Raw genomic sequence first — 26817 nt, 5'->3', positions numbered from 1 at the left:
TAGGTACATTTCACGGTGTTCATCCTGACTTCAACCGACCCGTTTTGCCGGGTTGTGGTAGAGGTCGGCGAACATATCGGCCATCGCTTCCTCGCTAGGCTCTTCTTGCATTTGCACGCTGACGGCACGGCTGACCAACTGATGACGGCGCGGCAGATGAAGATCATCCGGGATCCGCGGCCCGTCGGTCAGGTAGGCAACCGGTAATTCATGACTGATAGCCAGGCTCAACACTTCACCCAGGCTGGCGGTTTCATCCAGTTTCGTGAGGATGCAACCGGCCAGGCCACAGCGTTTGTAGCTATGGTACGCAGCGGTAAGAACCTGTTTTTGGCTGGTGGTTGCAAGCACCAGGTAATTTTTCGACTTGATACCACGCCCGGCCAGGGTTTCCAGTTGCATGCGCAACGCCGGGTCGCTGGCTTGCAAGCCGGCGGTGTCGATCAGCACCACGCGCTTGCGCAGCAGCGGATCGAGGGCGTTGGCCAGGGACTGGCCCGGGTCGACGTGGGTCACCGGTACATTGAGGATGCGGCCCAACGTCTTGAGCTGCTCCTGGGCGCCGATCCGGTAGCTGTCCATGCTCACCAGCGCGATATTATTCGCGCCGTACTTGAGCACATAACGCGCTGCCAGCTTGGCGAGGGTGGTGGTCTTGCCCATGCCGGCAGGGCCGACCATGGCGATCACACCGCCCTCTTCCAGGGGTTCGATTTCCGGGGTAGCGATCATCCGCGCCAGGTGGGCCAGCAACATGCGCCAGGCCTGGCGTGGTTCTTCGATTTCGGTGGTCAGGGCCAGCAGGTCGCGGGACAACGGGCCGGACAAGCCAATGCGTTGCAGGCGACGCCACAGGTTGGCCTGTTGCGGTTTGCTGCCTTGCAGCTGCGTCCAGGCCAGCGAGCCGAGCTGCACTTCCAGCAGTTCGCGCAGGCCGTTGAGCTCAAAGCGCATCGAGTCGAACACACGCTGGTCAACTGCGGCGGCCGGGGCTGGCGCGGCAGGACGCGGCGGCTCGACGAAGGTCGGCTCAACCAGTGGTTCGGCAGCGGTCAGCGGCAGCCCGGCGAACAACTGGCGATTGGTGGTGGTATCGCTGTCGCCACGCATGCTCAGCTCAGCCTGGGCCGAGACGATGCGCGAAGCGGTCTTGCGCAGCTCGTCTTCGAGCTCCATGTTCGGTACACGCGGCGCCAGCGCCGAGGGGGTGTAATCCAGGGCAGCCGTCAGCTCGACACCGCCGGCAATACGACGGTTACCGATAATCGCGGCGTCGGCGCCCAGCTCATCACGGACCAGTTTCATGGCCTGACGCATATCGGCGGCGAAAAAACGCTTAACTTGCATAACCCACTACCCTCAGCCGTTGGGCCCTACTGTCGCGACGATAGTCACTTGCTTGTTGTCAGGAATTTCCTGATAAGCCAAAACGTGCAAATTCGGTACTGCCAAGCGTCCAAACCGCGACAACATCGCGCGGACCGGACCTGCCACCAGCAGAATCACCGGTTGGCCCTGCATTTCCTGACGCTGTGCGGCGTCGATCAACGAACGCTGCAGCTTTTCAGCCATGCTTGGCTCCAGCAGAACGCCCTCTTCCTGGCCTTGTCCTGCCTTCTGAATACTATTGAGCAATATTTGTTCCAACCTTGGTTCCAAGGTGATCACAGGCAGCTCAGAGTCAAGCCCTACAATGCTTTGCACGATTGCACGGGACAATCCGACACGCACCGCAGCCACCAGCGCGGCGGTATCTTGACTCTTGGCGGCGTTGTTGGCGATGGCCTCGGCAATGCTGCGAATGTCGCGTACCGGTACCTGTTCGGCCAGCAGCGCTTGCAGCACCTTGAGCAATTGCGACAGCGACAGCACCCCGGGCACCAGCTCTTCCGCCAGTTTTGGCGAGGCTTTGCCCAGTAAGCCCATCAATTGCTGGACTTCTTCGTGGCCGATGAGCTCGTGGGAGTGCTTGTACAGAATCTGGTTGAGGTGGGTCGCGACGACCGTGCTGGCGTCCACCACGGTATAGCCCAGTGACTGCGCCTGGCTGCGCTGGCTGATTTCGATCCACACCGCCTCCAGGCCGAAAGCCGGATCTTTGGCGGTAATGCCGTTGAGGCTGCCGAACACCTGGCCTGGGTTGATCGCCAACTCGCGATCCGGATAGATCTCGGCTTCAGCCAGGATCACCCCCATCAGGGTCAGGCGGTAGGCGCTCGGAGCCAGGTCGAGGTTGTCGCGGATGTGCACGGTGGGCATCAGGAAGCCCAGGTCCTGCGAGAGTTTCTTACGCACGCCCTTGATCCGCGCGAGCAATTGGCCGCCTTGGTTGCGGTCCACCAGCGGGATCAGGCGATAGCCGACTTCCAGGCCGATCATGTCGATGGGGGTCACGTCGTCCCAGCCCAACTCCTTGGTTTCCTGGGCGCGGGCTGGCGATGGCAGCAGTTCTTGTTGACGCGCAACTTCTTGCAGGGCTTGGACCTTGACCGCGTTTTGCTTCTTCCAGAACAGGTAGGCACCACCGCCCGCCATGGCCGCCATGCTCAGGAACGACACATGGGGCATGCCCGGGACGATACCCATGATCGCCATGATGCCCGCCGCCACGGCCAACGCCTTGGGCGATGCAAACATCTGCCGGCTGATCTGCTTGCCCATGTCTTCGGAGCCCGACGCACGGGTCACCATGATGGCTGCAGCTGTAGATAACAACAGTGATGGCAATTGCGCCACTAAACCGTCACCGATGGTCAGCAAGGCGTACACCTTGCCCGCATCGCCGAAGGTCATGCCGTGCTGAAAGATACCGACGGCCATGCCGCCGATCAGGTTGATGAACAGAATCAACAGGCCAGCGATGGCGTCACCGCGCACGAATTTGCTGGCACCGTCCATGGAGCCGTAGAACTCGGCTTCCTGTGCCACTTCCAGGCGGCGGGTCTTGGCTTGATTCTGGTCGATCAGACCGGCGTTGAGGTCGGCGTCGATGGCCATTTGTTTGCCGGGCATGGCGTCGAGGGTAAAGCGCGCGCTCACCTCGGAAATCCGCCCGGCGCCCTTGGTGACCACCACGAAGTTAATGATCATCAGGATCGCGAACACCACGATACCGACCACGTAGTTACCGCCGATCACCACCTCACCGAAGGCCTGGATCACCTTACCGGCGGCCGCGTGGCCGTCCTGGCCGTGGAGCATGACGACGCGGGTGGACGCCACGTTGAGCGCCAGCCGCAGCAGGGTCGCCACCAGCAGGATCGTCGGGAATACCGCAAAGTCCAGCGGCCGCAGGGCGTAAACGCACACCAACAGGACCACGACCGACAACGCAATGTTGAAGGTGAAGAACACGTCCAGCAGGAACGGCGGCATCGGCAACATCATCATTGCCAGCATCACCAGCAACAACAACGGCACACCCAGATTGCCCCGCGAGAGGTCAGTCAGGGTCGTACGGGCCGTGCCGAGCATTTGAGAGCGATCCACCACCGGTATTCCTCGTTTCCTTGAAGCAAACTTTTGACGCCGGAAGGCGTCCTGGAGGCGGTATTGCAAGAAGCCTTCCAACTTTTGCTTTAAAAAACGCGGATTGCTCCCAAGCACGCTGGAGCACTATCAAGCCGGGCAATTCAACTGACGATCTGCACATCCGTAGCCTGATCACCCTTTTGACCTTTTTCTACTCTGAACTCCACTTTCTGCCCCTCCTCAAGGGTTTTATAGCCCTCGCCCTTGATCGCCGAATAGTGGACGAAGAGATCTCCCCCACCATCCTGACTGATAAAGCCATAGCCTTTTTCCCCGTTAAACCACTTCACCGTACCTGTCGACATTGCCGCTCTCCTGACATCTCGCTCAGCACACCACACGAGACTCACTGGATAATCTTGATAGTGGACGCGAATACGCCCTCAGGGCGGTGGATCCTCGTAAATTGCACCCTTAGGCCCTCTCTGAGCCAAATCCCTGCAGAACTCGTGAGATCCACCAACACGTGTTCGTCGCCGCCATCCATTGCAATCACTCCCTCCCCTGTTTTGCGGTCGTATTCCTCGACCGTCCCTTTAACCACTTCCATTGCAACACCCTCTGCCTCACGCACAGCAATGTGCGTGGAAAACCCAGTGCTATGGAACCGCGATAAAGGGACGGCAGCTACTGTCAAAGTTGACAGGTAGACGACCGACAACGACGAGTGGTAGGGGGAAGGATGGAGCCGGGAGGGAGAGTTCGGGGCAGCTGATAATCAGGAGTCGCGGCGCAATTCCGGCGGGATCGGCAGATCCTTGAGCGGGTCCGGACGCTTGCCCTTGCCCGCGCGGTATTGGCGGATCTGATAGACATACGCCAACACCTGAGCCACGGCCAGGTAAAGCCCGGCGGGGATTTCCTGATCGAGATCGGTGGAGTAGAAGATCGACCGCGCCAGTTCCGGCGATTCGAGCAACAGGATGTCGTGGGCCACGGCGATTTCGCGGATTTTCAGCGCAGTAAAGTCGCTGCCCTTGGCCAGCAGCATCGGTGCGCCGCCCTTCTCCGGGTCGTACTTGAGGGCCACGGCGTAGTGGGTCGGGTTGGTGATGACCACGTCGGCGTCGGGCACCGACGCCATCATCTTGCGCTGGGACATTTCCCGCTGCAGCTGGCGGATGCGTTGCTTGACCTCGGGCCGCCCTTCCTGATCCTTGTGTTCGTCGCGCACTTCCTGCTTGGTCATCAGCAGTTTCTTGTGGCTTTCCCACAGCTGGATCGGCGCATCCACTGCCGCAATGATGATCAGCCCGGCGGCCATCCATAGCGCACTCCAGCCGACCACCTGCACGCTGTGGATGATCGCCGACTCCAACGGTTCGTGGGCGATACGCAGCAGGTCGTCGATGTCTGACGACAACACCATCAGCGCCACAAACAGAATCAGGATGAACTTGGCCAGGGCCTTGAGCAGCTCCACCAGGGCCTTGGCGGAGAACATGCGCTTGAGCCCGGCCCCGGGGTTCATGCGGCTGAACTTAGGCGCCATGCTGCTCGCGGCGAACAGCCAGCCGCCGAGGGCTACCGGACCGATCAGCGCGGCCAGCAACAAGGTAATCAGGATGGGCTGCACCGCCAGGATCGCGATCTTGCCCGAGTGCAACAGGTATTGCCCCATCGCATCAGGGTTAAGCAACACCTCACGAGGCAAGGTGAAGTTGTGCTTCATCAGCTCCAGCAAGTCGAGCGCCAAACCACCGCCGTAGATCAGCAAGGCGCCGGCACCGGCCATCATGGTCGCAACGGTATTGAGCTCTTTGGAGCGCGCAATCTCGCCCTTTTCCCTGGAGTCCTTTTTACGTTTCTCCGTGGGGTCTTCTGTTTTGTCCTGACCACTCTCGCTCTCGGCCATGGCTCAGCGCGCCCGTGCCAGATCACGTAAGAACTGCAAGGCGTCGGTCGCCAGCGGTTGATACTGATTGAGAATGTCGGCCAGGCCGATCCAGAAAATCCCCATGCCCAACACCAGGGTCAACGGGAAACCAATCGAAAAGATGTTCAACTGCGGCGCCGCACGGGTCATCACGCCAAACGCGATGTTGACCACCAACAATGCGGTAATCGCCGGCAGTACCAGCAACAGCGAAGCCCCCAGCACCCAACCGAGGCGCCCGACCGTTTCCCAGAAGTGATTGACCACCAACCCCGACCCCACCGGCAAGGTGGTGAAGCTTTCGGTCAGCACCTCGAACGCCACCAGATGCCCGTTCATCGCCAGGAACAGCAAGGTCACCAGCATCGTCAGGAATTGCCCGATCACCGCGGCCGACACACCGTTAGTGGGGTCGACCATCGAGGCGAAGCCCATGCCCATCTGGATCGAGATGATTTGCCCGGCAATCACAAACGCCTGGAAGAACAGTTGCAGGGAAAACCCCAACATGGCACCGATCAGGACTTGTTCGGCGATCAGCATCAGGGCACTCAGGTCCAGGGCATTCACCGACGGCATCGGCGGTAAGCCCGGCACCAGCACCACCGTGATCGCCACCGCCAAATACAGGCGCACCCGGCGTGGCACCAGGGTCGTGCCGAACACCGGCATGGCCATCAACATGGCCGTCACGCGGAACAACGGCAGGATGAACGACGCCACCCACGTGCTGATCTGGGTGTCGGTCAATGCCAGCAGGGAATTCACCCGATCAGCCGATCAACTGCGGAATACTGCCGTACAGCTGCAGGATGTATTCCATAAAGGTTTGCACCAGCCACGGGCCGGCGACGATCAGGGTGATCAGCATCACCAGCAGGCGCGGCAGGAAGCTCAAGGTCTGTTCGTTGATCTGGGTGGCAGCCTGGAACATCGCCACCAGCAGGCCCACCAACAGGCTCGGCACCACCAGCACGGCAACCATCATGGTGGTCAGCCACAGCGCTTCTCGGAACAGGTCGACGGCTACTTCTGGCGTCATTGCGCTATACCCCGCCGAAACTGCCGGCCAGGGTGCCGATAATCAGCGCCCAACCGTCTACCAGCACAAACAGCATGATCTTGAACGGCAACGAGATGATCAGTGGTGACAGCATCATCATACCCATGGCCATCAGCACGCTCGCCACCACCAGGTCGATGATCAGGAACGGGATAAAGATCATGAAGCCGATCTGGAACGCGGTCTTCAACTCGGAAGTCACAAAGGCCGGTACGAGAATGGTCAGCGGCGCCTGGTCCGGGGTCGCGATGTCGGTACGCTTGGACAGGCGCATGAACAGCTCAAGGTCACTGGAGCGGGTCTGCGACAGCATGAAATCCTTGATGGGGACCTGTGCCCGGTCAATCGCCACCTGGGCGGTGAGGGTTTCCGCCAGATAGGGCTGCAGGGCTTGCTGGTTCACCTTGTCGAACACCGGCGCCATGATGAACATGGTCAGAAACAACGCCATGCCGGTGAGGATCTGGTTCGACGGCGTCTGTTGCAGGCCCAGGGCCTGACGCAGGATCGAGAACACGATGATGATCCGCGTGAAGCTGGTCATCAGCATCACAAACGCCGGGATAAAGCTCAGCGCGGTCATGATCAGCAGGATCTGCAGGCTGACCGAATACTCCTGGGCCCCGGCCGCGTTGGTACCCAGCGTAATCGCCGGGATCGACAACGGGTCGGCGGCAAACGCCAACGGCGCCGCCAGCCACAGCATGAGCGTCAATAACACGCGCATTACTTCTTATCCTTCTGATCCTTGCCCAGCAGTTCCATCAGGCGCTGAGCGAATTCGGGCGTGGCGGGCTTGGACTGATCCACGTTCACCGGGGTCTTGAGCACATGCAACGGGGTGATGCGGCCAGGAGTGAGGCCCAGCAGGATCTGCTCTTCACCCACTTGCACCAGCACCAGCCGATCACGCGGGCCGAGGGCGCGGGAGCCGATCATCTCGATCACCTGCGCGTTACCCGGACCCACCTGCTGTACGCGGCGCAACAGCCAGGCCAACACGAAGATCAGGCCAACCACCAGCAACAGCCCCAGCACCAGTTGGGTCAACTGGCCACCGAGGCCGCTGCCGACCGGCGCCGCCGCGGCGGCCGCCTGGGCCACCGGCTCTGCGGCCCAAGCGCCCAATGGCAGCGCGACCAACAGTCCCACCATCAGCCGCTTCATATCAGCGCAACTTCTTGATGCGTTCGCTTGGGCTGATCACGTCCGTCAGGCGGATGCCGAACTTTTCGTTGACCACCACCACTTCACCGTGGGCAATCAGGGTGCCGTTGACCAGCACGTCCAAGGGCTCACCCGCCAGGCGATCCAGCTCGATCACCGAGCCCTGGTTGAGTTGCAGCAGGTTGCGGATGTTGATATCGGTGCTGCCCACTTCCATGGAAATCGACACCGGGATGTCGAGGATCACGTCCAGGTTCGGCCCATCGAGGGTCACCGGGTCGTTGTTCTTCGGCACGCTGCCAAACTCTTCCATCTGCAGGCGGTTACCTGCGGGGGCAGTGGCGGCATCGGCGGCCAGCAGGGCGTCGATATCGTCCTGGCCAACATCGCCGGTTTCTTCCAGGGCCGCAGCCCATTCGTCAGCCAGAGCCTGGTCTTCGGCGGAAGTGTTTTCGTGTTCGGTAGCCATTACATGTCCTCGGCGGAGCAAACATTCATAAATAGGGGATGCATCAGCGACGGTTGATCGGCTCAACCACTTGCAGCGCCAGGTTGCCCTTATGGGAACCCAGCTTGACCTTGAACGACGGCACGCCATTGGCGCGCATGATCATTTCTTCCGGCAATTCGACCGGGATGATGTCTCCCGGCTGCATGTGCAAAATATCCCGCAGGCGCAATTGGCGACGTGCCACGGTGGCGCTCAGCGGCACGTCGACGTCCAGCAAGTCTTCGCGCAAGGCCTTGACCCAACGCTCGTCCTGGTCGTCCAGGTCGGACTGGAAACCGGCATCAAGCATCTCGCGCACCGGCTCGATCATCGAGTACGGCATGGTCACGTGCAGGTCGCCGCCGCCGCCATCGAGTTCGATGTGGAAAGTGGACACCACAATCGCTTCGCTCGGGCCGACGATGTTGGCCATGGCCGGGTTCACTTCCGAGTTGATGTACTCGAAATTGACTTCCATGATCGCCTGCCAGGCTTCCTTCAAATCGATGAAGGCCTGCTCCAGCACCATGCGCACGACGCGCAATTCGGTGGGGGTGAATTCACGGCCTTCGATCTTGGCGTGACGACCGTCACCGCCGAAGAAGTTGTCCACCAGCTTGAACACCAGCTTGGCGTCGAGGATGAACAGCGCAGTGCCGCGCAACGGCTTGATCTTGACGAGGTTAAGGCTGGTGGGAACGTACAGCGAATGCACGTACTCACCGAACTTCATCACCTGCACGCCGCCCACCGCCACGTCCGCCGAGCGGCGCAGCATGTTGAACATGCTGATCCGGGTGTAGCGAGCAAAGCGTTCGTTGATCATCTCCAGCGTCGGCATGCGTCCACGGACGATGCGATCCTGGCTGGTCAGGTCATAACTTTTGACGCTGCCGGGCTCGGCAGCCATTTCGGTCTGTACCAGACCGTCGTCGACGCCATGCAACAGCGCGTCGATTTCATCCTGGGACAGCAGGTCTTGCACGGCCATGTCGTGATCCTACTGCAATACGAAGTTAGTGAAGAGCGCCTGCTCGACCACGACTTTGCCGAGCTCCTTCTGGGCCACTTCCTGCACGCTGGCAGTGACCTTCTGGCGCAGCATTTCCTGGCCCACCGGGGTGGCCAAGGTGTCGAAGCTCTGCCCGGAGAACAGCATCACCAGGTTGTTGCGGATCACCGGCATATGCACTTTGAGGGCATCCAGATCCGCCGCATTCCGTGCCAGCAAGGTGATGCTCACTTGCAGGTAGCGTTGACGACCGTTCTGATTGAAGTTGGCGACAAAGGCCGGAAGCATCGGCTCGAAGATTGCCGGTGACTTGACGTTACTGGCGGTTTCGGCGGCAGGTGCCTGTTTGCTTGCACTGCTATGCATGATGTACCAAGTGCCGCCCACCGAGGCCCCGATGGCCAGGAGCAGGCCCACGACTATCATCAGGATAAGCTTGAGCTTGCCTTTGCCTGCCGGTGCGGGTGCTTTTGCTGCGTCGTCGCTCTTCGCCATGCCAATAATCCGTCACTATTCGGGAATTCATAGATCTACGGATAGGCAAGAGCAAGTGTTATGCCAGAGTTGTCTGGCAGGCAGAGACGAACGAACACCACAAAACAAATGTGGGAGGGAGCTTGCCCCGATGAGGGTGTGTCAGTTCATACATCGATTAACTGATACACCCTCATCGGGGGGGCAAGTCCCCTCCCACAATTTGGATCTGTACGCGGCTCAAGTCAGGCGTAGTAATCGACGGCGCTGGAGCCGATCACTGTAGAGCTCACTGGCACCACGGCTTCAGCCACATCAATGTGGTTGCCACTGTCGCCGCTGTCAGCCCCTCGCCCGCTGCGACTCACGCCACTGGTCTGGGCCTGCTGCTGTTGCTGCTCCTGACCACGGGATTGGTCGGACACGTTGACGTCCACCTGCCCCATGCCCTGTTGCGCAAACATTTCCCGCAGGCGACCCGACTGGCTTTCCAGCGCTTCACGCACCACCGGGTGGGCGCTCATGAAATTGACCTGGGCTTGCTGGTCGGCGGTCATGTTGACCTTGATATCCAGACGACCGAGTTCAGCCGGTTGCAACTGGATCTCCGCCGACTTGAGGTTGGCGCTGGACAGGTACATCACTCGATTGACGATCTCGTCGGTCCAACCGCTCTGGTGCATGGCCAGTGGCGCATTCGTCACCGGCGGCAACGCGTTGGCCGTTTTCGGCGTGGCCGCCTGGGTCAATGCCGCCAAACGATTGGCGAAATCATCGACACGGGTGTCGCTGGTGGCGTTTTTAAGGTCTTTGAGGCCGTCTTCGATCAAGCCGCTGAAGGCCTTGTCACCGCCTTGGTCAGTGCTGTCTTTGGTGGCTTGCTGGTCGACCATTGTGGCCAGGCCAGCGGCAAAGTTCTGCGCGGCGGTTGGCTGGTCCTGGGTAGTCGTCGGTGCGGTTTTGGCCGGCGCCTGGCTGCTGGCCGACACATGCCCGCCCTGCTCCATCGCCAGGCGCACGGCCGGCATGGCATCCAGGGGATCAGCCTCAGGATCGAAGGCCGGCTTGACCTCCTCGGTCGCCGCGATGGGCACAGCGACCAACGGCAGGGCCTTGTCGTCCTGGGCGGCAGCGGCGGGTTCCGGGGTTTCCACCGGCACGACCACCGGCAAGACCACAGGCGTGACAGCGGCAATCATGGCCGGGTCGACGACGGGATCAGTCGGGGGCTGCTGCGCGAGTGCTGGATCGGCGGGTGCGTCGTCATCCTTATTGGCGCTGTCGTCGGACGGCTTGGCAGGCAAGGTCTTGCCGCTATCGGCAACCGCCGGTGTACTGGCGGCAGGCTTGTCGGTACCGGCAGCCGGCTTGGCGCTGGCGTCGACAGGCTTGTCGCGTGTGGGTTTAGCCGCGTTGTCGTCGGTTTTGACCGACGGTTTCGAGCCTTGGCTGGCGAACACTTGAGCGAAGCCAGGGCCCTTGTCCCGTGGGTCCGCAGCCGCTACCTGGGGGTTGGCAGCGGGCGCTTGAGGCTTGGCCGCGGGGGCAGCCTGAAGAAGCGAATTGGGGGCGACTGGCATAGGTAAAGGTCTCCACTGCATGGGGGTCGGGGATGCAGTATCTGGAGATAGAGCAAGAGTTGGGCCAGGTTTCTTGGATTGCGGTTTTTTGGGTGGACCTATCCGTTATTCGGTAACGGACAGGTCACCCATCAAAGTTGAAACCGTTGCCTTTCGTGCTCATACAAGGGCCGCACCAACGCAAACTCCCGATCAATCTGATCCACCAACTCCCCCAAGTCCGAAGCCGGCTCAGAAGACCTGGCCTCAAGCGACTGACACAACTGCGCCAACCGCAGCGCCCCAAGGTTCCCACTGCTCCCCTTGAAACTATGCGCAATCCGTCCCAAAGCCTTGGCATCATCCCGCGCCTGGTGCAGGGCCTCGATGCGTTTCTGGGAGTCATCAAGAAAGGTATCAAGCAGCTTGGGATACTCGCCCTCCATAACCTCCTGCAAACCCGACAACACCTGCGGGTCCATATGAATCTCTGCCACTTGCTCGCTCCTTGATCAAGAATCGGCGGATTATGCCAGAGCCCCCCAGCAAAACTCCACGCAGACACTGCGCCCGCCGTCAGACCAGCGTACGTCGCTGCTCAACTGGCGCACCAGGCTAAGGCCCCGACCCGACAGACGATCGACGTCCAGCGGCCGTGCCAGCATCTGTTCCACGTCGAAACCCGGCCCGCTGTCTTCCAGGCGCAACGTCATTTTGCCGCCCATGTGGGTGGGCGCCACCTGCACATGCACCCGCACGTAACCGCTGTTCAACTTCGCCAGGCGGTCATTGCGCTGGCGGTAATATTCGGCAAACCCCTGGGCATTGCGCTTGAGCCGCGAGTCCAGCCCCAGCACACCATGTTCCAGGGCGTTGGAATACAGCTCAGCCATCACGCTGTAGAGCGCCCCGCTCTGCTCGCGCAGGCCGTGGATTTCAAGCAGCAGTTGCAGCAGATAGGGCAAAGGGTTGTAGCGCTTGAGGGTCTCGGCGCGAAACTCGAAGCTCACCGACCAATCCAGCGGGCAGGATTGGCCGCTGTCGGCATACAACGGCCCGGTGGCGCGCAGGGATTGGCCGTGCTGCAGGGTGATTTCCACCATGCTCACGTCATCACGCGCTTCACCGCGAAACGCCGCCAGGGCCTGTTCGATGTCTTCAAACAGACGATTGGGCTCGCGATTGGCCGCAAAGACCTGCTGCAAACGCTCGGCGCCGAACAGTTGATCGTTGGCATCTGCGGTATCCAGCACGCCGTCGGACAGCAGGAACACACGGTCGCCCAACGCCATGGGCCAGACTTCGGTGCGGTCATCAAACGCTTGCGCCGACAACACCCCCAACGGCAAATGCCGCGACTGCATCGGGGTGCGCTTGCCGCTGGCGATGTCATGCACATAACCGTCGGGCATGCCCCCGTTCCACACCTCCACCACGCGCCGCTCGGTGCTCAGGCACAACAGGGTGGCGCAGCAGAACATGTCCACCGGCAGGATGCGCTTGAGCTTGGCATTCATCTCCCGAAGGATCTGCGTCAGGCCATAGCCCTTGGCGGTCATCCCATAGAACACTTCCGCCAGGGGCATAGCGCCCACCGCCGCCGGCAAGCCATGGCCGGTGAAATCGCCGAGCAGCACGTGCATGTCGCCTGACGGCGTGTAGGCCGCCAGCAGCAGGTCGCCATTGAACAGCGCATAGGGCGATTGCAGGTAGCGGATGTTCGGTGCGGCATTGATGCAGCCGGAGTGGGCGACCTTATCGAACACTGCCTTGGCCACGCGCTGCTCATGCAGCAGGTAGTCGTGGTGCTTGGCAATCATGTCGCGTTGCTGCAACACCGTGGCTTGCAGGCGGCGCAGGCGGTCCATGGCGTTGATCTTGGCCGCCAGGATCAGTTGGTTATAGGGTTTGGGCAGGAAGTCATCACCGCCGGCATCCAGGCACTCGGCCAGGGCAGCGCTTTCGCGCAGGGAGGTGAGGAAAATGATGGGGACCAATTCTTCCCCCGCCAGTTGCTTGATCCACCGCGCAGCGCCGTAGCCATCCATCACTGGCATCAAAGCATCCATCAGCACCAGCTGCGGCCGTTCGCGGGCAAAGACTTCGACGGCTTCCTCGCCGTTGGTAGCGGTGAGCACCTGATGCCCCTGGCGCCGCACAATGGTCGACAGCAACAGAAGATCGGCAGCGTTATCATCGGCGATCAGGATCGTCAGCGGCTCAACCGCGGGGGCCTGGGCGCTCACTTGATGTCGAACAGCTTGTCGAAGTTGGAGATGGCGAGGATCTTGCGCACATCGGAGTTGGTGTTGACCACCTCAACCCGCGCCTCTTCGCCGCCAGCATGGTCCCTCAACAGCAGGAGCATGCCCAAGGCCGAGCTGTCCATGTACGTGGTTTCTTTCAGATCGACCACATACAGCTCAGGCACTTTGTAGTAACGCTCGTAGGCGTCACGAAACGTCTGATGACTGCCGAAATCAAACCGTCCCTTGATAGCGATCGTCAACTTCTTCCCGTCCAGGGATACTTCTGACTCGATTGACATGCGACTGCTTCCTTGTCATGGGCATAGACACAAGGTGTAGCAGGCGAATGAGATCCGGGCAACACCGCAGGTCAAATGCGGAAGAGGGCCTGGTCCCGATAGCCGTGGGTCAGTCAACAAATTCAGTGACCGATCTATCGCTATCGGGGGCAAGCCCCCTGGCACATTCAGAATTGTGATTGGCGGGGAAGACGTTGTGATAGCTCATCGAGCAACTTCTGCTCACGCTTGTCTTCCAGCGCCCGCGCTTCATCGATATAGCGCTGCACCAGCTTGCGCAATCCTTCGACCCGGGCAAACGCCTCTTGCCAACTTTCGCGGGCCTTATCGAGATTGTTCTGGTGCCAGGCCAGGCTCTGGCGCTGTTGGCCCACGGCGGTTTCCAACTGGTTGAGAAAGCCCTGGTAGCCCATCAGCCACTGACCCGAAACGCCCTTGGTGCCGCGCTCGATCCATTGCTGTTGGTACTCGCCGCGAAAGCGTTCCAGGTCACCCAACTTGCTTTCCGCCAAGCGCACTTGGCCCTGGAAATAACCCAGGCGCTGTACGGCGGTTTTTTCGGCCTTTTCGGCCATGTCCACCACGGGGGCCAGGCGCGCGGCGCGGCTGTTGGCCATGGCTTAGCCGCCTGGCGCAGGGGCGAAGATGGAATGCAGATGCGCTTCGCTTTCACCCATGCTGATCTTGTCGTTGAGGCCTTGGCGCAGGTAAGTCACCAACTGCGGTTGCAGGGCGATCGCCAGGTCGGTGTCGCGATCGCCACCGGCCACGTAGGCGCCAACGCTGATCAGGTCGCGGCTCTGTTGATAGCGCGACCACAACTGCTTGAACTGTTGCGCGCGGACCATATGCTCCGGCGTGACCACCGCCGGCATGACCCGGCTGATGGACGCTTCGATATCGATAGCCGGGTAGTGCCCTTCTTCGGCCAAACGGCGCGACAGCACAATGTGGCCGTCGAGCACGCCCCGCGCCGAGTCGGCGATAGGGTCCTGCTGGTCATCGCCTTCGGACAACACCGTGTAGAACGCAGTGATCGAGCCGCCACCGGCCTCGGCATTACCGGCTCGCTCCACCAGTTTCGGCAGCTTGGCGAACACCGACGGTGGGTAGCCCTTGGTCGCCGGGGGTTCGCCGATGGCCAGGGCGATTTCCCGCTGGGCCTGGGCAAAACGGGTGAGCGAGTCCATCAGCAACAGGACGTTCTTGCCCTTGTCGCGAAAGTATTCGGCGATGCGCGTGCAGTACATGGCCGCGCGCAAACGCATCAACGGCGCATCATCCGCTGGGGAGGCGACGACGACGGAGCGCTTGAGGCCTTCTTCACCGAGGCTGTGCTCGATGAATTCCTTAACTTCCCTGCCCCGCTCGCCGATCAGCCCCACCACGATGATGTCGGCCTCGGTAAAGCGCGTCATCATGCCGAGCAACACCGACTTACCCACACCGGTACCGGCGAACAGGCCCAGACGCTGGCCGCGGCCGACCGTCAATAAACCGTTGATGCTGCGGATGCCCACATCCAGCGGCACGCTGATGGGGTTGCGGTTGAGCGGGTTGATGGTGGGGCCGTCCATCGGCACCCAGTCTTCGGCTTTCATGCCGCCCTTGCCGTCCAACGCACGACCGGCGCCGTCCAGCACCCGGCCGAGCATGCTCATGCCCATGGGCAGGCGGCCGGTATCGGCCAGCGGTACCACGCGGGCGCCGGGGGCGATGCCCGCCAGGCTGCCGACGGGCATCAGGAAGATCTTGTTGCCGGAAAAGCCCATCACTTCCGCTTCGACCTGCACCGGGTGGTAGCTGTCGTCGTTGATCACCATGCAGCGGCTGCCCATGGCGGCGCGCAGGCCCTCGGCTTCGAGGGTCAGGCCGACCATACGCAACAGGCGCCCTTCAAGGATCGGCTGGCCGGGCAATTCAGTGGCCTCGACGTAGCCGCTCAGGCGCTTGACGAAGCTGGTGCGATCAAGGCGCATCGGCGGCGTCCAGGTCGACGCTGAGGTCAGGTTCGGCGGGGTTCAACACCTGCTCGTGGACTTGATCCAGCAGCTTGGCCATGATCTGGCTGATGCGGGTTTCCACCGTCGCATCAATGCGGCTGTGTTCGGTCTCGACCCGGCAACCACCGGGCTGAAGCGCTGCGTCTTCGACGATGCGCCAGGTTTCTTCATGGCGCTCGCGCAGGGCTTTGACCTGTTCGAAATCCTGCGGATTGATGTACAGCCGCACATTGCCGACACCCAGGGGCAGCAGCTTGAGTGCTTCGCGCATCACGCTTTCGATATGACTGGAGTCGAGCACCAGTTCGCGCTGGATCACCTGGCGTGCAATATGCTCCACCAGGCCGACCATGGATTTTTCAATCTGCGCATCCTGCTCGGCGATAGGGTCGAACAGCACACCCATCAAGCGTTCCAGGCTGGCCAGCTTGACGCTCAGCGCCGCTTCGGCCTCTTGGCGCACCTTGAGAGTGGTGCTGCGAAAACCGTCTTTTTCACCCGCTGCGAAGCCTTCGTTGTAGGCCTCCTGGCGGATGCTTTCCAACTCTTCCAGGGTCAGTGGCTGGACTTCTTCCAGCGGCACTTCTTCCATTTCCACCGGCGTTTCTTCAACGGGTTCCGGCTCAGGCTCGGGCACATGCGGGTCGAAGCTGGGCAACGACCAGATGTCGAACCCACCGACATCCCGTGCGCGAATCAGATCGCTGGGCGCCTCATCTTTGTTCGACATCAGGGGCGCCTTAGATCATTTCTTCGCCGCCCTTCCCACCGAGAACGATTTCTCCGGCTTCGGCCATACGGCGGGCAATGGTGAGGATTTCTTTCTGCGCGGTTTCCACGTCGCTGACGCGCACCGGGCCTTTGGCTTCCAGGTCGTCGCGCAACAGTTCGGAAGCACGCTTGGACATGTTCTTGAAGATCTTCTCTTTGACGCCTTCGTCCGAGCCTTTGAGGGCAAGCACCAGCACGTCGGAGGACACTTCGCGCAGCAACGCCTGGATGCCACGATCGTCGACATCGGAGAGGTTGTTGAACACGAACATGAGGTCTTCGATCTGGCCGGACAGGGTGTCGTCGATCTCGCGGATCGAGTCCATCAACTGGCCTTCGACCGAGCTGTCGAGGAAGTTCATGATGTCTGCCGCACGCTTGATACCACCCAAGGTGGTCCGCGAGGCATTCGAGTTGCCGGAGAACTGTTTCTCCAGGATGGTGTTCAATTCTTTCAGGGCCGCCGGCTGCACGGTGTTCAGCGATGAGACGCGCAGGATGATGTCCAGACGCACTTTATGGTCGAAATGGCCGAGCACTTCACCGGCCTGGTCCGGGTCGAGGTACGCCACCACGATGGCCTGGATCTGCGGGTGTTCAAAGCGGATCACGTCGGCGACGGCGCGCGGTTCCATCCACTTGAGGCTGTCCAGACCGCTGGTGTTTCCGCCCAACAGGATGCGGTCGATCAGGCCGTTGGCCTTGTCTTCGCCCAGGGCCGAGGTGAGCATCTTGCGGATGTAGCTGTCGGAGCCGACGCCCAGGCTGGTCTGGTCGCCGACGATCTCGACGAACTCGCTCATCACCTGCTCGACTTGCTCACGGTGCACATTGCGCATCTGCGCCATGGCCACGCCCACACGCTGGACCTCTTTGGGCCCCATGTGGCGCAGCACTTGGGCGGCATCGGTTTCACCGAGCGACAGCAGCAGGACTGCGGCTTTGTCGACCTTGGTGAGCTTGGCAACAGCGGCTCGATCACTCATCTGCGTTAATCCACTCTTTCACGACCTGGGCCACACGGCCCGGGTCTTCTGCTACCAGACTTTTGATTGCGTTCAACTGAGCGTCGTAACCTTCGCTCGGGCTTGGCAACAGGATGCTTTGCGGGCCGCCGAGGCTGACGCGGTCGTTGGCCAGTTCGCCGTCCAGGCCGCCCATGCCACCCAACTCGACGTCACTGCCGCCAAACGCCGCCAGTTGTTTGTTCTTGCCGTTGCCGGTGATGTTGTTGAGCACCGGGCGCAGCACGCCGAACACCAATACCAGGATGAACAACACACCCAGCACTTGCTTGACGATGTCCCAGAACCACGGCTGGGTGTAGAACGCCGCTTCGGCGATGACTTCACCGCGCTCGGCGGAGAACGGCATGTTGATCACGCTGACGCTGTCACCACGACTGGCGTCAAAGCCGACGGCGTCCTGCACGAGGCGAGTGAAGCGCGCCAATTCGTCGGCGCTCCACGGCGCACGGGTAACGGCGCCATCCGCCGCATTGACCTTGACCTGGTCATCGACCACCACCGACACCGACAGGCGATTGACGCGACCCTGCTGCTGCTTGGTGTGGCTGATGGAGCGATCGAGTTCGAAGTTCTTGGTGGACTGGTTACGCTTGTCCGCCGGGTACGGGGCGAGCATCGGTTGGCCGGTAGCCGGGTCCATGATCTGCTGGCCGTTGGCGTCCAACAATGGCTGGCCGGGCTGGATCGCGCCAGCGGTGGCAGCAGCGCCACCGGTGGTTTGCGGGGCCGAAGCCGGGGCTGGCGGCTGGTTGCTCAGGGCACCCGGCACACCTTGCGGACCATTGCTGGCGGTGCGTTGTTCGCTGGTGGACTGTTCGCTGCGCAGCGCTGGCTGGTCCGGGTTGAACTGCTCGGAGGTCGACTCGACGGCACTGAAGTCCACGTCGGCGGACACCTCAGCCTTGTAGCGGTCGTTGCCCAGCACCGGTTGCAGGATGTTGTGCACACGCTGGGTGAGCATGCTTTCCATACGGCGGCTGTAGTCGAATTGCTTGCCGGCCTGGGTCAGGGCGGAGTTTTCCGCCATGTCGGACAGCAGGTTGCCCTTCTGGTCGACAACGGTGATTTGCGACTTGCTCAGTTCAGGAACGCTGGTGGCCACCAGGTTGATAATCGCCAGAACCTGACCAGGCTCCAGCGAACGGCCGGAAAACAGTTCCACCAGTACCGAGGCACTTGGCTTGCGCTCGTCGCGCACAAACACCGAGCTTTTCGGAATGGCCAAGTGCACACGGGCGCCCTTGACGTTGTTCAAGCTGGAGATGGTGCGGGCCAGCTCGCCTTCCAGGCCACGACGGTAGCGCGTGGCTTCCATGAACTGGCTGGTCCCGAGGCCCTGGTCCTTGTCGAGGATTTCAAAACCAATATTGCTGTCGGACGGCGTTACGCCGGCAGCGGCAAGCTTCATGCGCGCACGGGCCACGTCATCGGCCTTAACCAACAGCGCGCCGGAGTTGGGCTCTACGGTGTAGGCGATGTCGGCGGCGGCGAGGGTTTCCATGATCTGCTTGGAATCCATGCCCGCCAGGCTGCCGTAAAGCGGACGGTAATCGGGTTGTTGCGACCACAACACCACGGCGAAACCAATCGCCACGCTGGCAGCCAGGCCGACCATCAGGCCCACCTGACGCAACATGGTCATTTCCGAGAGGTTTTCCAGGAACGACAGGCCAAACAGCGGCGGCTTGCCGTCTGCCTTGGCGGGTACGTTGTCGGAGACTGCTTCTGCCATGACTTAAATCTCGCCCTTAAACCGGCATCTGCATGATGTCTTGATAGGCCTGAACCAACTTGTTACGCACTTGGGTCAGAGCTTGAAAGGAGACGCTGGCCTTTTGCGAGGCGACCATCACATCGGTGAGGTCCACGCCGCTTTTGCCGATCTCGAACGCGGTGGCCAACTGGCTGGAAGCTTGCTGGGTGTCACTGACTTTGTTGATGGCCTGGCCGAGCATGTCGGCGAAGCTGCTTTGGCCCAATTCCGGCGCTGGCGCGACGGATTTCGGTTGAGCCATGGCATCCATTTGCATGGAGCGCATATCCAACATCAACCGATTGAACTCAATACCCTGGCTCATGAACTTCTCTCTCCAACCCGCAAATTTTTGACACTACGCAGCGATTACTAGGGGAGGTAGCAACAAGGGTGCCAGCTCTGTATCAACTCGTAAGAAAAGGCGACAAACCTTATCGACGTTGTTACCGGTTATGTGGCGAACAGATACGCCTCGACGTCCATCCCGGCGTCGCGCATCTGCGCCAGTTTGTAGCGCAGGGTGCGCGGGCTGATGCCCAGACGCTCGGCGGCCTCTTTGCGACGGCCGCGCTCGGCGCGCAGGGTGTCGATGATCATCTGGAATTCGCGGCGACGCAGGTCGTCACCCAGGGCACCGGCAGACTCAGCCTCTGCAACCACCGGCGTGGGCGCCAAGGTAGGCAATGGGGCCGCACCACTGCCCATGGCCAGGCAGAAATCCTGGGGCTGGATCAAGCCACCCTGTTGCAGAATCAGCGCGCGCTGGATGGCGTTATCCAACTCGCGCACGTTGCCCGGCCAGGGATAGCTGATGAGACACGCTTGCGCCTCGGCCGAGAGCCGCGCCTGGGCGTGCTTCATTTTTTTGACGTGGTTGTTCAGCAACCGCTCGGCCAGCGGAATGATGTCCGCCGGACGCTCACGCAGCGGGCGCCAGGCCAGGGGGAATACTGATAGCCGGTAGAACAGGTCTTCGCGGAAGCGCCCCGCCGCCACTTCGCCAGCGAGGTCGCGGTTGGTGGTGGCGACCACACGGATATCCAACTGGATCGGTTTACGCGCACCGACGCGCTCCACTTCGCGCTCTTGCAGCACCCGCAGCAGCTTGGCTTGCAGGCCCAGAGGCATTTCCGAGATTTCATCCAGCAGAATGGTGCCGCCATCGGCCTGTTCGAACTTGCCGGCCTGGGCCGCGATGGCACCAGTGAACGAGCCTTTTTCATGACCGAACAAGGTGGCTTCAAGCATGTTGTCGGGGATCGCCGCGCAATTGATGGCGATGAACGGTTGTTTGGCGCGAGTGGATTGCTGGTGGATGTAACGTGCCAGCACCTCTTTACCGGTACCGGACTCGCCGGAGATCAGCACCGTGGAATCACTGCGCGCCACCCGGGCCGCCAGCTCAAGCAATTGCGCACTGGCCGGCTCGAAGGCAATCGGGCCTTCGCCTTCGTTGGCAGGGATAACACCCAGGGCGTGCCGCGCCACCAGTTCGATCAGCGCCTTGGGTTCGAACGGCTTGACCAGGTAATCCGCCGCGCCTTGGCGCATGGCGTCCACCGCACGCTCCACCGCGCCGTGAGCAGTCATCAGCAACACCGGCAGTTGCGGTTGGCGCGCGCGCAGCAAGGCCAGTAACTGGTGGCCGTCCATGCCGGGCATGTTCACGTCACTGACCACCAGGCTGAAGGTTTCCTGCTCCACCGCGTCCAAGGCGTCCTCGGCAGAACCGACCGCCCGGTAGTCATGACCCGCCAACAGCAGCGTGTCCGCCAATGCTTCACGCAGGGCGCGATCGTCTTCCACCAACAGAACCTTGATAGCCATTACTTTTTACTCCGCGCTTGCCGCGCATGAAAACAGCGGCAAGCTCATCAATGCACACGTGCCACGCCCCAGTCGGGAATGCAGCTGCAATTCTCCCTGATGGGCACGCGCCACAGCCTTGACCACGGTCAGGCCGAGGCCGGTTCCATTGGTCTTGGTGGTGAAAAAGGGTTCGCCAAGGCGCTTAAGCACCACAGGATCAATGCCAGCACCGCTGTCGCTGATGCACAGGCGCAGGGTTTGCTCGCGGTTGTACAGGTGCACCTTGAGCCGTGCGCCCGGGCCGCTGGCCTGGATAGCGTTTTCGATCAGGTTAAGCAACGCGCCCACCAGGGTGTCGCGATTGCACAGCAACTCGCCAAGGTGGCTGTCGCACTGCCAACGCACCTGAGTGTCTTGAATATGGGTGGCCGCCGCCGCTTGCAGGGCCTGCATCAATTGGGCAGGTGTCACGCGGTCAGTCAGCGGCAATTCGCCGCGGGCAAACACCAACATGTCGCGTACCTGATGCTCCAGTTCGTGCAGGCGCTCTTTGAGACGGCCAGCAAACCGCTGCTGTGTGGCAGCGGGCAATTGTTCATCAGTCAAATGACTGGCGTAAATCAAGGCCGCCGACAACGGCGTACGGATTTGATGCGCCAAAGAAGCGACCATTCGGCCCAACGAGGACAAACGCTCGTGGCGCGCCAATTGGTCTTGCAGGTGACGGGTTTCGGTCAGGTCGTTGAGCAGCACCAATTGCCCTGGCTCAGCGTCCAGGGAACGGGTAGCGATGGACAGGCGGCGCCCGTCTTTAAGGGAGATTTCGTGACCATCATCCTCGCGCGGCGCAAAGCAGCGGGTAATGACGTGGCGCCACAGCTCGCCTTCCAGCGGCAGGCCGAGCATGTCGCAGGCTGCCGGATTGGCTTCGCGCACGCGGCCCTCTTCGTCAATGACGATAACGCCACCGGGCAGCAGCGACAGCAGGTTCTGCAGACGGTTGGCCAAGCGCTCTTTCTCGGCCAGCTCTTGCATGCGCTGGGCGCTAACCACCGCCAGTTCGCCTTTCAGCTCGCAGACCCGGGCCTCCAGCAGGCTGTAGGAATCAGTCAGTTGGCTCGACATCTGGTTGAACTGCGAGAACGCTTGTTCAAGACCCTGGCGGGTCTGCGGTTCTACAGGCGCAATCAGTCCCTGGATGGCAGGGGCCGAAGATAGTTGGGCGGCGTGGGGCATCATGCTCTCTCGCTTGGCTGACCGTCAGTTAAACGGAACGTTGCGAGGGCTGTAGCAATACTTGTGCCGAAAAAAAACCGCTGATTAATCAGCGGCTTGAAAAACAGGCGTCAATCATCTGCCTGTTCATCACCTTCTCGGCGGCTCATACCGTACTTGCGCATCTTCTCCACCAGGGTGGTTCGACGGATACGCAGGCGCTCGGCGGCCCGGGCGACGATGCCGTTGGCGTCGTCCAGGGCCTGTTGGATCAAGCCTTGCTCCAGGTTGCCGAGGTAGTCTTTGAGGTCGAGACCTTCCGGCGGCAGCATGGCGGTAGAACCGAAGTCCGGGGTGTGGCCGTTGATGGCGACCCGCTCTTCCATGTCACTGCGCAGGCTGTCGACCATCTGCTCGTCTTCGTCGTCGACGTAGCGGAATTTCTTCGGCAGCTCGACCACGCCGATCACACCGTAGGGGTGCATGATCGCCATGCGCTCCACCAGGTTGGCCAGCTCACGGACGTTGCCCGGCCAGCCATGGCGGCACAGGGACATGATCGCAGCGGAGTTGAAGCGAATCGAGCCGCGCTTTTCGTGTTCCATGCGCGAGATCAGTTCATTCATCAGCAGCGGGATGTCTTCCACGCGCTCACGCAGCGGGGCCATCTCGATTGGGAAAACGTTTAGGCGGTAGTACAAGTCTTCACGAAAGCTGCCCACCTCGATCATGCTTTCGAGGTTCTTGTGGGTAGCGGCGATGATGCGTACGTCGACGCTCTGGGTCTTGTTGCTGCCCACGCGCTCGAAGGTGCGCTCTTGCAATACGCGCAACAGCTTGACCTGCATCGGCAGCGGCATGTCGCCGATTTCGTCAAGGAACAGGGTGCCGCCGTTGGCCAGTTCGAAACGCCCGGCACGGCTGGTGATCGCCCCGGTAAAGGCGCCCTTCTCATGGCCGAACAGTTCGCTTTCGAGCAGCTCTGCAGGGATCGCCCCGCAGTTGACCGGCACAAATGGCCCGTCGCGGCGCTTGGAGTGGTAATGCAGGTTACGCGCGACCACTTCTTTGCCAGTGCCCGACTCGCCGAGGATCAGCACGCTGGCGTCGGTATCGGCCACTTGCTGCATCATCTGGCGCACGTGCTGGATGGCGCGGCTGGTGCCGACAAGGCTGCGGAATAGATTAGGTTCGCGGTGGCGACCGCGCTCGCGGGCCTGGTCGTACATCTCGCGATAGACCTGGGCACGGTGCAGGGAATCAAGCAATTTGCTGTAGCTGGGAGGCATTTCCAGGCTGGAAAGCACGCGGCGGCGCTGGTCTTCCGGCAGCTCGACAGAAGAAATATCACCAATCAGCAGGACCGGAAGGAACTCATCCCACGTAGACAGTGTCTTTAACAAGCCCAAAACAGCGCCTGGAGCATTTACTGTCCCGATCAGCACACAAATGACATCACGGCTCGATGACAATGAGCTGGCCGCCTGCTGCCAGTCATGGCTACCGCAGGGCAGATTTTCTTCGCCAAGAAAATTCAAAATCACCGCCAAGTCGCGGCGGCGGACGCTATCGTCATCGATTAGCAGAATTTTGGTTTCACGCCACATGCAATAGCAACTTCCCTAGTAAAACTTCCTGCCCCGAGATTGAGGGCAATCGAGGCGCCTGTAAGACTTCTTACCTTATAGACGTCTGAAATCTGAAAACAGCACTAGTTAAGTCAAAAATGCTGGCACGGTCAAATTTATGACGCGCCGGTAGGATTAACTTCGACTGTTCAGCCGAACAGATGGTAAACCTTTGACGCATTTTTCGCTTGGTTGATCTGCGACATCTCTTCGAAAATCGCCTGGCGTTCGCCGGTCGTCACCTCAAGCAATTGCTGGTATACCGCCAACAGACTCTCAAGCTTTTCACGCAACGCATCCTCATCCACCGGTGCTTCGCTGAGCACCTGCTCGATCACGTCGCGACAGCCCATATCCAGCTCGCCAATGGCGTCCCAGTTACGGTCTGCCAGCGCGCCCATCAGCGCCTCACGGGTTTCATCAATGCGTTGCAGTGCTTGGCTCATGACGTGTTCCTCAAGGCACCCAGGCCTTATTCTGCTGCAGCCTGTGGCGCGCCAATCGCATCCCAGCCTTCTTTAACGGTAATCATCAAACGGGCAACTTCGTCGATCATGTCAGCGTCGTTATGCAGGTTGGCTTCCATCAGACGGTTGGTCATGTACGCATACAGACTTTCCAACTGCTGAACGTAAGCCGGGTTATCACTCTTTTCAGCGTTCAGGCCGTCACGCAGGCCGATCACGATATCGATGGCCTTGCCGAGCATCAGCCCCTTCTGGGCGATGTCGCCACGCGCCAGCGCGCCCTTGGCCTGGGCCATGCGGTCGAGCCCGCCTTCCATCAGCATCTGCACCAGGCGATGAGGGCTGGCTTCGGAGATCTGAGCATGGGAATTGACCTTCTGGTATTGGCGAAGGGCTCTCATGGGATTCATGTTTCTACCTCGTGACGGGCGACAGCGAAAAGGATTCTAGTAACCAATATGTCGACGGGTTCGCAAAAAGCTTTAGGGCCAGTTGTCCCGCGATAAAAAAAGGCCAGGCAGATTGCCTGGCCTTTTTCATGCGCAGGCATCAGCTATTGGTCTTGACGTTGTTCAAGGCGTTGAGCGTGGTCATGACGCTGGTGCTTTGCTGGCGCAATTGGGCGACCAGGGTGTCCATGGCGTTGTATTTGGCCGACAGGCTGTTGGTGAGCAGGGTCATGCGCTCGTCGAGCGTGGCCTGGTCTTTGGTCAGGTCCTTCAGCGTGTCCGACAAGGACGTCGAACGCGTCGCCAAGATACCGGTGCTCGCCTTGGCAAAGTCATCCGTGGCGCTTTTCATCCGCGCCAGCATGCCGTCTTTACCGCTGAACATACTGTTGATGTCGGCGCCGTTGGTTTTAACCGCCGCGTCCCACTTTTTGTCATCAATCGCCAGCAGACCAGTGGTCGAACTGGTGGTCACGCCGAACTGAGCCAGGGACTTGAAGGCCCCGTTGCCCGACAGCGCGTTGAACTCATTGCGGATCGTGCTCTGCAACGAACGCATGGTCGAGTCACCCGTCAACGCTGCCGCAGTGGTGCTGCCGTCCAGGTTCGTGGTGACCTTGGTTTCGGCGTTCATCGCTGTGATCAGGGCGTTGTAGGTGTCAATGAACCCCTTGACCCCGGACTTGAGCGCGGTGTTGTTGGTGCTGACGGTGATGAGCGTGGCGTTCTTGTCACCCGTAGTGCCCGTTTTGTAAGTCGACGTAGCTACCAGCTTGATATCCACGCCACTAAGAGCACCAGTGATGGTGTTGGACTTGGACACAGACGAAACACCATCGATGCTGTATTGCGCATCCTTGGGATAATCAACGACCGTGGCGCCCACATCCAGCCCCGAGGTGCCAGACAGCGTGAGGTCCGAGCCCGTCCCCATATTGGTAGAGGTCAGGATCAATCGAGAACCGTTGGAATCGGTCTGGATGTTGGCACTCAGCCCCGACGTGCCAAACTGCGTATTGATCGAGTCACGTACCTGCTGCAGGGTCGCGCCCGCTGGAACGCTGAGGTCGTAAGCCTTGCCGGACTGACTGATGGTCAACGTGGTCGGCTTATCCGTCGCGTTCACAACCGTCGAAGTGCCACCGCTGAAGTTCTTGCTCGACAGCTTGGACGCCTGGGCCAACTGGTCGACGATCAACCGGAAGCTGCCGTTCGAGGCCGTATTGCTGGCCGTCATGGTCGCGGTCTTTTCATCCGACGACGAACCGCTCAAACCGGTGAAGCTGCTGTCCTTGGACATGGTGTCCAGGGCGCTACGAAACGCATCCAGCGCTGCCTGAACCTTGCCGATCGAAGACAGCGTGGTGGTCGCTTTCGCGGACGCGGTATTGATCTGCGTTTGCTTGGGCACCTTTTCGGCGTTAACCAAGGATGTCACGATCGCTTGCGTATCGATGTTCGAACCGATACCACTTACCGTTGAACCCGCCATCATCTATCTCCTGTTCGGTGGCTGCCGTTATCTTGACTTATTACGCCTCAAGACAGGACAGCAACAAGTTTCATGCCAGCTCAGGCCTTGTCGTCAAACAACAGGTTGCTTGCGCTGCTGAGGTTCTGTGCCAGCTTCAATGCTGTTTCCGACGGAATCTGGCGAATCACTTCACCATTGTCGGTATTGATGACCTTGACCACCACACGGTGGGTGGAATCATCAATGGAAAAATCGAGGCTACGCTGGGTAGCTTGAACGAAATCGCGAATATCGGTGACTGCTTTTTCCAGGTCGGCGCGTGCGGGCTCTTGGCTAATCGCGGGCGTTGCCTGGACATTCAGAACGTTGTTGTCAGCCACTACCTTGGCAGGTGCGCTTTGAGGTGCAACCGGCGGATAAGACTGGTTCAGCTTTACACTCATGTCCATGTCCAATCTCCTCTAAACCGAAAAAACGGAAGGGCACGTAGACGCGCC

General features: G+C 60.5%; 28 protein-coding genes. All 28 read right to left on the bottom strand.

The window, feature by feature from the left end; all coding sequences use genetic code 11:
• Positions 1-30: 30 nt before the first annotated feature.
• The 28 genes from flhF to AB4N82_RS18290 all read right to left on the bottom strand — a co-directional run bounded on the left by flhF (position 31) and on the right by AB4N82_RS18290 (position 26769).
• Positions 31-1347 carry a flagellar biosynthesis protein FlhF gene (gene flhF, locus AB4N82_RS18425; RefSeq protein WP_032887905.1) on the bottom strand — a complete coding sequence of 439 codons (1317 nt, stop codon included), beginning with the start codon at positions 1345-1347 and terminating at the stop codon, positions 31-33.
• A 12-nt stretch (positions 1348-1359) separates the two neighbouring features.
• A complete protein-coding gene (gene flhA / locus AB4N82_RS18420) occupies positions 1360-3474 on the bottom strand; it encodes a flagellar biosynthesis protein FlhA (protein ID WP_185160066.1) in 2115 nt (704 codons plus the stop codon).
• A gap of 158 nt (positions 3475-3632) precedes the next feature.
• A complete protein-coding gene (locus AB4N82_RS18415; RefSeq protein ID WP_122764590.1) occupies positions 3633-3836 on the bottom strand; it encodes a cold shock domain-containing protein in 204 nt (67 codons plus the stop codon).
• A gap of 413 nt (positions 3837-4249) precedes the next feature.
• Entirely contained in the window at positions 4250-5386 is a 1137-nt protein-coding gene (gene flhB / locus AB4N82_RS18410) for a flagellar biosynthesis protein FlhB (protein ID WP_095185434.1), read from the bottom strand.
• A gap of 3 nt (positions 5387-5389) precedes the next feature.
• Positions 5390-6175, bottom strand: coding sequence for a flagellar biosynthetic protein FliR (fliR, locus tag AB4N82_RS18405; protein WP_032887898.1), 786 nt, complete (start codon positions 6173-6175; stop codon positions 5390-5392).
• A 4-nt stretch (positions 6176-6179) separates the two neighbouring features.
• The gene (gene fliQ / locus AB4N82_RS18400) at positions 6180-6449 is read right to left on the bottom strand and encodes a flagellar biosynthesis protein FliQ (protein ID WP_003214552.1); all 270 of its coding nucleotides are present in this window, start codon (positions 6447-6449) and stop codon (positions 6180-6182) included.
• Positions 6450-6453: 4 nt separating this feature from the next.
• Positions 6454-7197, bottom strand: a complete 744-nt coding sequence (gene fliP / locus AB4N82_RS18395; RefSeq protein ID WP_122764588.1) for a flagellar type III secretion system pore protein FliP — start codon at positions 7195-7197, stop codon at positions 6454-6456.
• Positions 7197-7637, bottom strand: a complete 441-nt coding sequence (gene fliO, locus AB4N82_RS18390) for a flagellar biosynthetic protein FliO (protein WP_032887895.1) — start codon at positions 7635-7637, stop codon at positions 7197-7199. Before fliO ends, fliP begins: the two co-directional genes overlap by 1 nt.
• Position 7638: 1 nt before the next feature.
• On the bottom strand, positions 7639-8106 hold the full coding sequence (gene fliN / locus AB4N82_RS18385; RefSeq protein WP_032887893.1) for a flagellar motor switch protein FliN: 468 nt from the start codon (positions 8104-8106) through the stop codon (positions 7639-7641).
• A gap of 43 nt (positions 8107-8149) precedes the next feature.
• Positions 8150-9118 carry a flagellar motor switch protein FliM gene (gene fliM, locus AB4N82_RS18380; protein ID WP_010208755.1) on the bottom strand — a complete coding sequence of 323 codons (969 nt, stop codon included), beginning with the start codon at positions 9116-9118 and terminating at the stop codon, positions 8150-8152.
• Between the two features lie 9 nt (positions 9119-9127).
• Positions 9128-9634 carry a flagellar basal body-associated protein FliL gene (fliL, locus tag AB4N82_RS18375; RefSeq protein ID WP_122764587.1) on the bottom strand — a complete coding sequence of 169 codons (507 nt, stop codon included), beginning with the start codon at positions 9632-9634 and terminating at the stop codon, positions 9128-9130.
• A 224-nt stretch (positions 9635-9858) separates the two neighbouring features.
• Positions 9859-11193, bottom strand: a complete 1335-nt coding sequence (locus tag AB4N82_RS18370; protein WP_032887889.1) for a flagellar hook-length control protein FliK — start codon at positions 11191-11193, stop codon at positions 9859-9861.
• A gap of 131 nt (positions 11194-11324) precedes the next feature.
• Entirely contained in the window at positions 11325-11669 is a 345-nt protein-coding gene (locus AB4N82_RS18365) for an Hpt domain-containing protein (RefSeq protein WP_032887887.1), read from the bottom strand.
• A gap of 30 nt (positions 11670-11699) precedes the next feature.
• Positions 11700-13418 carry a SpoIIE family protein phosphatase gene (locus AB4N82_RS18360; RefSeq protein WP_122764586.1) on the bottom strand — a complete coding sequence of 573 codons (1719 nt, stop codon included), beginning with the start codon at positions 13416-13418 and terminating at the stop codon, positions 11700-11702.
• Complete coding sequence (locus AB4N82_RS18355; RefSeq protein ID WP_122764585.1) at positions 13415-13720, bottom strand: STAS domain-containing protein; 306 nt, start codon at positions 13718-13720, stop codon at positions 13415-13417. The genes AB4N82_RS18360 and AB4N82_RS18355 overlap by 4 nt, the downstream gene beginning before the upstream one ends.
• A gap of 167 nt (positions 13721-13887) precedes the next feature.
• A complete protein-coding gene (gene fliJ, locus AB4N82_RS18350; RefSeq protein ID WP_032887882.1) occupies positions 13888-14337 on the bottom strand; it encodes a flagellar export protein FliJ in 450 nt (149 codons plus the stop codon).
• 3 nt (positions 14338-14340) lie between these two features.
• Positions 14341-15699: a flagellar protein export ATPase FliI gene (gene fliI / locus AB4N82_RS18345; RefSeq protein ID WP_032887880.1), complete on the bottom strand. Its 1359-nt coding sequence runs from the start codon at positions 15697-15699 to the stop codon at positions 14341-14343.
• Positions 15689-16453, bottom strand: coding sequence for a flagellar assembly protein FliH (gene fliH / locus AB4N82_RS18340; protein WP_032887879.1), 765 nt, complete (start codon positions 16451-16453; stop codon positions 15689-15691). Before fliH ends, fliI begins: the two co-directional genes overlap by 11 nt.
• A 10-nt stretch (positions 16454-16463) precedes the next feature.
• A complete protein-coding gene (fliG, locus tag AB4N82_RS18335) occupies positions 16464-17480 on the bottom strand; it encodes a flagellar motor switch protein FliG (protein WP_032887877.1) in 1017 nt (338 codons plus the stop codon).
• The gene (gene fliF / locus AB4N82_RS18330) at positions 17473-19254 is read right to left on the bottom strand and encodes a flagellar basal-body MS-ring/collar protein FliF (RefSeq protein ID WP_032887876.1); all 1782 of its coding nucleotides are present in this window, start codon (positions 19252-19254) and stop codon (positions 17473-17475) included. Before fliF ends, fliG begins: the two co-directional genes overlap by 8 nt.
• A gap of 16 nt (positions 19255-19270) precedes the next feature.
• Positions 19271-19600 carry a flagellar hook-basal body complex protein FliE gene (fliE, locus tag AB4N82_RS18325; RefSeq protein WP_017134937.1) on the bottom strand — a complete coding sequence of 110 codons (330 nt, stop codon included), beginning with the start codon at positions 19598-19600 and terminating at the stop codon, positions 19271-19273.
• Positions 19601-19728: 128 nt separating this feature from the next.
• Positions 19729-21105 (bottom strand): sigma-54-dependent transcriptional regulator, encoded by a 1377-nt coding sequence (locus AB4N82_RS18320; RefSeq protein WP_122754429.1) that lies wholly within the window; start codon positions 21103-21105, stop codon positions 19729-19731.
• Positions 21106-21111: 6 nt separating this feature from the next.
• Positions 21112-22323: a sensor histidine kinase gene (locus AB4N82_RS18315; RefSeq protein ID WP_032888090.1), complete on the bottom strand. Its 1212-nt coding sequence runs from the start codon at positions 22321-22323 to the stop codon at positions 21112-21114.
• A 110-nt stretch (positions 22324-22433) separates the two neighbouring features.
• On the bottom strand, positions 22434-23909 hold the full coding sequence (locus tag AB4N82_RS18310; protein WP_032887872.1) for a sigma-54 dependent transcriptional regulator: 1476 nt from the start codon (positions 23907-23909) through the stop codon (positions 22434-22436).
• A gap of 170 nt (positions 23910-24079) precedes the next feature.
• Positions 24080-24376 (bottom strand): flagellar protein FliT, encoded by a 297-nt coding sequence (gene fliT / locus AB4N82_RS18305; protein WP_028617332.1) that lies wholly within the window; start codon positions 24374-24376, stop codon positions 24080-24082.
• A gap of 26 nt (positions 24377-24402) precedes the next feature.
• A complete protein-coding gene (gene fliS, locus AB4N82_RS18300) occupies positions 24403-24807 on the bottom strand; it encodes a flagellar export chaperone FliS (RefSeq protein ID WP_032887870.1) in 405 nt (134 codons plus the stop codon).
• Between the two features lie 139 nt (positions 24808-24946).
• Positions 24947-26338 carry a flagellar filament capping protein FliD gene (gene fliD / locus AB4N82_RS18295; RefSeq protein ID WP_095185427.1) on the bottom strand — a complete coding sequence of 464 codons (1392 nt, stop codon included), beginning with the start codon at positions 26336-26338 and terminating at the stop codon, positions 24947-24949.
• Between the two features lie 80 nt (positions 26339-26418).
• Complete coding sequence (locus tag AB4N82_RS18290) at positions 26419-26769, bottom strand: flagellar protein FlaG (protein WP_095185426.1); 351 nt, start codon at positions 26767-26769, stop codon at positions 26419-26421.
• Between the last annotated feature and the right edge of the window lie 48 nt (positions 26770-26817).

The organism is Pseudomonas sp. H1_D04, assembly GCF_054683855.1.
This window is presented reverse-complemented; position numbering and strand designations above follow the sequence as displayed.

What these genes read in the sequence shown, in the direction of transcription:
- flhF (WP_032887905.1), bottom strand. Translation starts at nt 1,347, where the DNA reads ATGCAAGTTAAGCGTTTTTTCGCCGCCGATATGCGTCAGGCCATGAAA.
- flhA (WP_185160066.1), bottom strand. Translation starts at nt 3,474, where the DNA reads ATGCTCGGCACGGCCCGTACGACCCTGACTGACCTCTCGCGGGGCAAT.
- AB4N82_RS18415 (WP_122764590.1), bottom strand. Translation starts at nt 3,836, where the DNA reads ATGTCGACAGGTACGGTGAAGTGGTTTAACGGGGAAAAAGGCTATGGC.
- flhB (WP_095185434.1), bottom strand. Translation starts at nt 5,386, where the DNA reads ATGGCCGAGAGCGAGAGTGGTCAGGACAAAACAGAAGACCCCACGGAG.
- fliQ (WP_003214552.1), bottom strand. Translation starts at nt 6,449, where the DNA reads ATGACGCCAGAAGTAGCCGTCGACCTGTTCCGAGAAGCGCTGTGGCTG.
- fliP (WP_122764588.1), bottom strand. Translation starts at nt 7,197, where the DNA reads ATGCGCGTGTTATTGACGCTCATGCTGTGGCTGGCGGCGCCGTTGGCG.
- fliO (WP_032887895.1), bottom strand. Translation starts at nt 7,637, where the DNA reads ATGAAGCGGCTGATGGTGGGACTGTTGGTCGCGCTGCCATTGGGCGCT.
- fliN (WP_032887893.1), bottom strand. Translation starts at nt 8,106, where the DNA reads ATGGCTACCGAACACGAAAACACTTCCGCCGAAGACCAGGCTCTGGCT.
- fliM (WP_010208755.1), bottom strand. Translation starts at nt 9,118, where the DNA reads ATGGCCGTGCAAGACCTGCTGTCCCAGGATGAAATCGACGCGCTGTTG.
- fliL (WP_122764587.1), bottom strand. Translation starts at nt 9,634, where the DNA reads ATGGCGAAGAGCGACGACGCAGCAAAAGCACCCGCACCGGCAGGCAAA.
- AB4N82_RS18370 (WP_032887889.1), bottom strand. Translation starts at nt 11,193, where the DNA reads ATGCCAGTCGCCCCCAATTCGCTTCTTCAGGCTGCCCCCGCGGCCAAG.
- AB4N82_RS18355 (WP_122764585.1), bottom strand. Translation starts at nt 13,720, where the DNA reads ATGTCAATCGAGTCAGAAGTATCCCTGGACGGGAAGAAGTTGACGATC.
- fliJ (WP_032887882.1), bottom strand. Translation starts at nt 14,337, where the DNA reads ATGGCCAACAGCCGCGCCGCGCGCCTGGCCCCCGTGGTGGACATGGCC.
- fliI (WP_032887880.1), bottom strand. Translation starts at nt 15,699, where the DNA reads ATGCGCCTTGATCGCACCAGCTTCGTCAAGCGCCTGAGCGGCTACGTC.
- fliH (WP_032887879.1), bottom strand. Translation starts at nt 16,453, where the DNA reads ATGTCGAACAAAGATGAGGCGCCCAGCGATCTGATTCGCGCACGGGAT.
- fliG (WP_032887877.1), bottom strand. Translation starts at nt 17,480, where the DNA reads ATGAGTGATCGAGCCGCTGTTGCCAAGCTCACCAAGGTCGACAAAGCC.
- fliF (WP_032887876.1), bottom strand. Translation starts at nt 19,254, where the DNA reads ATGGCAGAAGCAGTCTCCGACAACGTACCCGCCAAGGCAGACGGCAAG.
- fliE (WP_017134937.1), bottom strand. Translation starts at nt 19,600, where the DNA reads ATGAGCCAGGGTATTGAGTTCAATCGGTTGATGTTGGATATGCGCTCC.
- AB4N82_RS18320 (WP_122754429.1), bottom strand. Translation starts at nt 21,105, where the DNA reads ATGGCTATCAAGGTTCTGTTGGTGGAAGACGATCGCGCCCTGCGTGAA.
- AB4N82_RS18315 (WP_032888090.1), bottom strand. Translation starts at nt 22,323, where the DNA reads ATGCCCCACGCCGCCCAACTATCTTCGGCCCCTGCCATCCAGGGACTG.
- AB4N82_RS18310 (WP_032887872.1), bottom strand. Translation starts at nt 23,909, where the DNA reads ATGTGGCGTGAAACCAAAATTCTGCTAATCGATGACGATAGCGTCCGC.
- fliT (WP_028617332.1), bottom strand. Translation starts at nt 24,376, where the DNA reads ATGAGCCAAGCACTGCAACGCATTGATGAAACCCGTGAGGCGCTGATG.
- fliS (WP_032887870.1), bottom strand. Translation starts at nt 24,807, where the DNA reads ATGAATCCCATGAGAGCCCTTCGCCAATACCAGAAGGTCAATTCCCAT.
- fliD (WP_095185427.1), bottom strand. Translation starts at nt 26,338, where the DNA reads ATGGCGGGTTCAACGGTAAGTGGTATCGGTTCGAACATCGATACGCAA.
- AB4N82_RS18290 (WP_095185426.1), bottom strand. Translation starts at nt 26,769, where the DNA reads ATGGACATGAGTGTAAAGCTGAACCAGTCTTATCCGCCGGTTGCACCT.